5 protein-coding genes and 1 tRNA gene are annotated in these 6,587 nt (G+C 34.3%); all 6 read left to right on the plus strand.

The window, feature by feature from the left end:
• Positions 1–10: 10 nt before the first annotated feature.
• Positions 11–385: a diacylglycerol kinase family protein gene (locus tag K5R64_RS07270; RefSeq protein ID WP_220762261.1), complete on the plus strand. Its 375-nt coding sequence runs from the start codon at positions 11–13 to the stop codon at positions 383–385.
• Between the two features lie 18 nt (positions 386–403).
• Positions 404–2,833: a DNA translocase FtsK gene (locus K5R64_RS07275; RefSeq protein WP_220762262.1), complete on the plus strand. Its 2,430-nt coding sequence runs from the start codon at positions 404–406 to the stop codon at positions 2,831–2,833.
• Positions 2,817–3,527: an outer membrane lipoprotein carrier protein LolA gene (locus tag K5R64_RS07280; protein ID WP_305038838.1), complete on the plus strand. Its 711-nt coding sequence runs from the start codon at positions 2,817–2,819 to the stop codon at positions 3,525–3,527. The genes K5R64_RS07275 and K5R64_RS07280 overlap by 17 nt, the downstream gene beginning before the upstream one ends.
• A 9-nt stretch (positions 3,528–3,536) precedes the next feature.
• On the plus strand, positions 3,537–4,985 hold the full coding sequence (locus tag K5R64_RS07285; protein WP_220762264.1) for an LptF/LptG family permease: 1,449 nt from the start codon (positions 3,537–3,539) through the stop codon (positions 4,983–4,985).
• A gap of 8 nt (positions 4,986–4,993) precedes the next feature.
• Positions 4,994–6,127 carry a 3,4-dihydroxy-2-butanone-4-phosphate synthase gene (gene ribB / locus K5R64_RS07290; RefSeq protein ID WP_220762266.1) on the plus strand — a complete coding sequence of 378 codons (1,134 nt, stop codon included), beginning with the start codon at positions 4,994–4,996 and terminating at the stop codon, positions 6,125–6,127.
• Positions 6,128–6,294: 167 nt separating this feature from the next.
• A tRNA-Ser gene (locus K5R64_RS07295) sits at positions 6,295–6,382 on the plus strand.
• Positions 6,383–6,587 lie beyond the last annotated feature (205 nt).

A 6,587-nucleotide genomic window follows, 5' to 3' on the forward strand; every position in this document is an offset into this window, starting at 1 on the left:
TCTGATTTTAATGGCATTTCAAAAAGACAATACTTTTGTTACCGGAAGATTAAAAAGTGTCACGTATGCTTTTAAAGGAGCTGTAAAATTAATCACGACTGAACATAGTGTGATGGTACAGTTTTCAATAGGTTTGCTATTGACTGGTGCAGGTTTTTATTTTGGAATTACTTCTACCCAATGGCTTTTTCAAACATTAGCCATTGGATTAGTGTTAAGTATCGAAGGTTTGAATACAGCAGTTGAAAAAATTGCAGACTTCATTCATCCGGATTATCATGAAAGAATTGGCTTTATTAAGGACATTGCAGCAGGCTCTGTCTTCTTTGCGGCTATTACAGCAATAATTATTGGTTTAATCATCTATCTACCCCTATTTTTATAGCAAATAGTACCTTCCCTAATGGCGAAATCAAAAAAAGAAACTTCAGACAAGACGACAAAATCCGAAACTAAAGTATTAAAATCATGGAAAATAACCAGACAGCACAAAATTGTATTGGGCTGTCTTTTGGTTTTATTTTCCATTGCTTTGTTAGTGGCTTTTATTTCCTTTTATATTTATGGACAAGAAGATCAAAGTGCTGTTTATGAGTTGAGCAATCGAACCGAAAAGGTGCAAAATTGGTTGGGAAAATTTGGAGCCTACCTTGCCGATTTAATAGTTTACAAAGGATTTGGATTGGCGTCTTTTTTATTTGTGCGTCTTTTTTTCTTAACAGGTGCTTATTTAATCATAGGATTGCCCGCTTATAAATTAAAACGAGTTTGGTTTTGGGATTTATTTGCATTAATTATTGTTTCCATATTATTAAGCTTTTTTGCAACTTCGTTACCAGAATTAGGAGGAGTAGTGGGGTATGAATTGAATTTGTTTTTACAAGATTATATTGGTAAAACAGGTACCTTGCTTGTATTGATTTTTGGTATTGTGATTTATGCCATTTTTAAAATGAAATTGTCACCTGAAAAAATTCTTTCTTACTTTGAAAATTCAGCTAAAGATTTGAATGATAAAAAAGAAGCAGCATTTACTTCGAGTGATAATAGTACTTATAATTTAGAGGAATTTGCAGTTTCTGAGCAAGAAGATGAGCCAGAAATGGTTCTAACAACTAGGCCCTCACAATTTGAAATTAAAAAAGAAGATTTAAAACCTACTATTCAACATGCTTCTGAAATTAATTTAGATCCAGTAGCACCTCCACCTTATAAAAAACCAGAAGATCAAGTTGTAGGTTCTGAATCTTTTGTCATAGAATCAGCACCTGAAGAGGATATCATTGAAGAAAATTTGGCTTCTAAATTAGTATCTGATTTTGGTTTGTTTGATCCTACATTGGATTTATCTAATTATAAATTCCCAACATTAGATTTATTAAAAGAATATGCTACAGGTGGGATTACAATCAATCAAGAAGAATTAGAAGAAAATAAAAATAAAATTGTAGATACTCTTAGAAACTACAAAATTGAAATTGCTCAAATTAAGGCTACAGTAGGACCATCGGTTACCTTATATGAAATTGTTCCTGAAGCAGGAATTCGTATTTCTAAAATTAAAAGTTTAGAGGATGATATTGCTTTATCTTTATCAGCTTTAGGTATCCGTATCATTGCTCCTATTCCTGGTAAGGGGACTATTGGTATCGAAGTACCTAATAAGACTCCTACAATGGTTTCTATGAAAAGTGTAATAGGTTCAGCTAAGTTTCAGGAAGCTGAAATGGAATTGCCAATTGCTCTTGGGAAAACCATTTCAAATGAAACTTTTGTAGTGGATTTGGCTAAAATGCCACACTTATTGATGGCAGGAGCTACAGGGCAAGGGAAATCGGTAGGATTAAATGCGGTATTGACGTCATTGCTGTATAAAAAACACCCTGCAGAAGTAAAATTTGTCTTAGTTGATCCTAAGAAAGTAGAATTGACACTTTTTAATAAGATTGAGAGACATTATTTGGCGATGTTGCCCGATACTGAGGATGCAATTATTACGGATAATGCCAAGGTAGTCAACACACTCAATTCCCTTTGTGTGGAGATGGACAATCGTTACTCTTTGTTGAAAGATGCAATGGTTCGAAACATCAAGGAATACAACGAGAAATTTAAGTCTAGAAAATTAAATCCCGAAAACGGGCACCGATTTTTACCTTATATCATTTTGGTTGTCGATGAGTTTGCTGATTTGATTATGACTGCTGGCAAAGAGGTGGAAATCCCCATTGCACGATTGGCTCAGTTGGCGCGTGCCATCGGTATTCATTTGATTATTGCTACACAAAGACCTTCTGTAAATGTAATTACGGGGTTAATCAAAGCCAACTTCCCAGCTCGTATTGCTTTTAGAGTTACCTCAAAAATTGATTCGAGAACCATTTTGGACGCTCAAGGAGCTGACCAGTTGATTGGTCGTGGAGATTTATTATATACGAACGGAAATGATGTGGTACGTGTACAATGTGCCTTTATTGATACTCCTGAAGTAGAAAAAATAACTGATTTTATAGGTTCTCAAAAAGCGTATGCAACGGCTTATTTGCTTCCAGAATTTATTGGAGAAGAAACTGGCATCAATCTTGATGTGGATATCTCTGATAGAGATACTCTGTTTAGAGAAGCGGCCGAAGTGATTGTAAGTGCACAACAAGGTTCTGCTTCCTTGTTACAGAGAAAATTGAAACTAGGATACAACCGAGCGGGTCGTTTGATTGACCAACTTGAGGCAGCAGGCATCGTAGGTCCTTTTGAAGGAAGTAAGGCGCGTTCTGTAAATTTCCAAGATTTGACCTCTCTTGAGCACTTTTTAAACAATGAACAAAATAGTTAAAACCATGCAATTCAAGATTAAAAAAACAAAAAGCAATTCTATTACTATTATGACGAATAAATTTTTATCCATACTTTTTGCCCTTTTTATAAGTTTTTCAATTCAAGCTCAAGACAAACGAGCAAAAGCTTTGTTAGACCAAGTAACCGCAAAGGTTAAAAGTTACCATAATATCACTATCGATTTTAGATACTGTTTGACCAATTCGAAAGAAAATATTAATCAAGATAGTAAAGGGAATGTAACCATGAAAGGAAATCAATATGTGTTGAATTTCATGGGAATCACTAAAATTTTTGACGGTAAGAAAACCTATACCATTGTACCTGAAGATGAAGAAGTTACAATTTCTAGCTTTAATGAAAAAGATGAAAATGCGATTACACCATCTAAAATGTTGACGTTTTTTAATAGCGGTTATCGTTATACAATGGATATTGTTCAAGATGTTAGAGGAAGAAAAATTCAATACATCAAATTAGTTCCAACTAATACGAAAGACCAACGTAAAGAAATTTTACTAGGGATTGATGTGAATACCAAACACATTTATAACCTTATTGAAATAGGTAAAAAAGGAACAAAAACGACATTAACCGTTAATTCTTTTAAAACCAACCAACCATTGTCAAAAAATCAATTTACCTTTGCCGAAAGTAAATATCCAAATTACTACATCAACAAATTAGATTAAATAGGGTAGGTGAAAATACTTGACAGATACTTATTAAAAACCTTTTTGATTACATTTACTACGGTATTTGTAATCTTATTTTTCATATTTATATTACAAACCATTTGGCTCTTTATAGCAGAGTTGGCAGGAAAGGACTTAGATACTCCTATGATTCTTAAATTCTTGTTGTTTTCTATGCCAAGAATTGTTCCTTTGGTGCTTCCGTTGTCTATCTTATTGGCATCGATAATGACTTTTGGAAATCTAGCCGAAAATTATGAATTTGCTGCGATGAAGTCTTCTGGAATTTCATTGCAACGAGCTTTAGTGCCGTTAACCATATTTATAACGGTATTGAGCATTGTGGCTTTTTTGTTTGCCAACAACGTAATTCCGTATGCGGAGTATAAATTCATCAACTTTAGAAAAAATATTGCCCAAGTCAAACCTGCCTTAGCCATTACCGAAGGGCAGTTTAGCGATGTGGGGGTTTATAACATTAAGGTAAATAAAAAATCTGGAGAAAACGGCAACATTCTTACTGGAGTTACCATTCATAAAAAATCGATGATAGGGGATGGGAGTAAGATTGTTATCAAAGCCAATAATGGAGAACTTATTAGTAATGAGCAATCGAGCATTCTGAAATTGGTCTTAAATAACGGTAATTATTACGAAGATATCATTCCGAAAAAATTTGAAGACAGAGAAAAATTGCCTTTTGCTAAAAGTTCCTTCAAAAAATACACCATTAATATTGATTTGTCTCAGCTAAATAAAGTGGAGATGGACGAAGAACAAGTTTCGAATACGAACACGATGTTGAATGTAAATGAACTCACCTACACCCTAGATTCTTTACATAAAAGTTTGGATAAAGAAGTGGTTTCTTTTGCTGAAAACATCAATAACCAAACGGGTATTACAGCACTTCATAATCCAGTTAAAATTGCTACTGACACAGTAAAGAAGTTGAAGCCAATGCCTAATGATATATTGTCACTGTTCAACAATGAAGAAAAAGCAACTATTTTAAAAGTCGCTTCGAGTAACGTAGTGAGTACGGGTTACAATATTGATGCTTCCAAAGTAAATTTAGAAACCAAACAAAAAACAATCAATAGTCATTATCTAGCGTTGTACGACAAATTTGTAATTGCATTTGCTTGTTTTTTGATGTTTTTCATAGGAGCTCCATTAGGTGCTATTATTAGAAAAGGAGGTTTAGGACTGCCTATTGTCTTTGCTGTTTTTATTTTTATCACCTTTCATTTTATCAACACGTTTGGGAAAAGAATTTCTCAAGAGGACGGTTTAACTCCTTTTTTAGGAGCATGGATGTCTTCTTTTGTTTTAACTCCTGTAGCAGTTTTTCTAACTTATAGAGCGACAAATGATATAGGACTTATTAATATGGATGTCGTTACAGCACCAATTCAAAAAATCATTAAAAAACTGTTTCAAAAACAAATATAAATACCACCATGGTTTCAAGTAAAATACAATTAAACACCATAGAAGAAGCAATAGAAGACATTCGTCAAGGAAAAGTTATTATTGTTGTCGATGATGAAGACCGAGAGAACGAAGGTGATTTTTTGGCTGCTGCCGAAAAAGTAACTCCTGAGATGATTAATTTTATGGCTACTCATGGTCGTGGTTTGATTTGTACTCCTTTGACCGAAAGCCGATGCAAAGAATTAGGACTTCATGCTATGGTTACTAATAACACTGACCCGATGGAAACAGCGTTTACTGTTTCGGTGGATTTAAAAGGGCATGGTGTAACAACGGGAATTTCGGCATCAGATAGAGCCAAAACGATTTTGTCCTTGATAGATCCTAGTACAAAACCACATGATTTAGCGCGTCCTGGGCATATTTTTCCATTGATAGCAAAACAAGGTGGGGTTTTAAGACGAACAGGGCATACTGAAGCAGCAATTGATTTTGCACGTTTAGCAGGATTCCATTCCGCAGGTGTGATTGTCGAAATCATGAATGAGGACGGAAGTATGGCACGTTTGCCGCAACTTATAAAAGTGGCTAAGAAATTTGATTTAAAAATTGTCTCTATTGAGGCTCTTGTTGCTTATAGAATGCAACACGATAGTTTAATTCAGAAAAAAGAGGACTTTGATATCGAAACTCGTTTTGGAACTTTTCGTTTACGAGCGTACCAACAAACGACTAATAAACAAATCCACATCGCGCTTACTAAAGGAACTTGGAATTTAGGAGAACCTATTTTGACAAGAATTCACTCTTCGCAGGTAAATAATGATTTATTAGGAACACTTACTAATAATGTGGATCAACAATTAGATGATATGTTTAAAGTGATTAACGACCACGGAAAAGGCGCATTTATCTTTATCAATCAAGACATGCAAGCCGTAAGTTTGTTAAGCCGTTTGGTAGAATTAAAAGCGTTACAAGAGTCTGGACAAATGAAAGCTCCAAAAATTGTAATTGACAGTAAAGATTTTGGTATTGGTGCCCAAATCTTACATGATATTGACATTTCCAAAATTCGTTTAATAACCAATTCGGTACAAGGAAAGCGTGTGGGGATGATAGGATATGGGCTAGAAATAACAGAATATGTAACCTATTAAATAATGTTGGAATTTTTTAATTTATTTTTTTCAAAGCTAAAGCAAAGGAAATGAAAGGATTAAAAAATAGTTCGCAAAACAACTGAAAATTTATTGAAAATTGTTTTTGTAAATCGAAAAGTGTGCTTATATTTGCACTCGCAATCACGAAATTATAGCAACATACTGGAGAAATGGCAGAGCGGTCGAATGCGGCAGTCTTGAAAACTGTTGACTGTAACAGGTCCGGGGGTTCGAATCCCTCTTTCTCCGCCAGTATTACTACAAGTTGAATAAAAACCCTTTAAATCGTATGATTTAAAGGGTTTTTTCTATTCCCTATCTATCAAATTATTCATTAATGCGTGAACTGAAAGGGATAAAATCGGATCAAGTTCAAAAGTTGGGGATTAGGCAAAAAGATGGATCAAGTTCAAAAGTTGGGGATTAGGCAAAAAGATTGGATAATCTAAACAGGAAA

Source organism: Flavobacterium sp. UMI-01, from assembly GCF_019656315.1.
Classification (GTDB): domain Bacteria; phylum Bacteroidota; class Bacteroidia; order Flavobacteriales; family Flavobacteriaceae; genus Flavobacterium.

What these genes read in the sequence shown, in the direction of transcription:
- K5R64_RS07270 (WP_220762261.1), top strand. Translation starts at nt 11, where the DNA reads ATGGCATTTCAAAAAGACAATACTTTTGTTACCGGAAGATTAAAAAGT.
- K5R64_RS07275 (WP_220762262.1), top strand. Translation starts at nt 404, where the DNA reads ATGGCGAAATCAAAAAAAGAAACTTCAGACAAGACGACAAAATCCGAA.
- K5R64_RS07280 (WP_305038838.1), top strand. Translation starts at nt 2,817, where the DNA reads ATGAACAAAATAGTTAAAACCATGCAATTCAAGATTAAAAAAACAAAA.
- ribB (WP_220762266.1), top strand. Translation starts at nt 4,994, where the DNA reads ATGGTTTCAAGTAAAATACAATTAAACACCATAGAAGAAGCAATAGAA.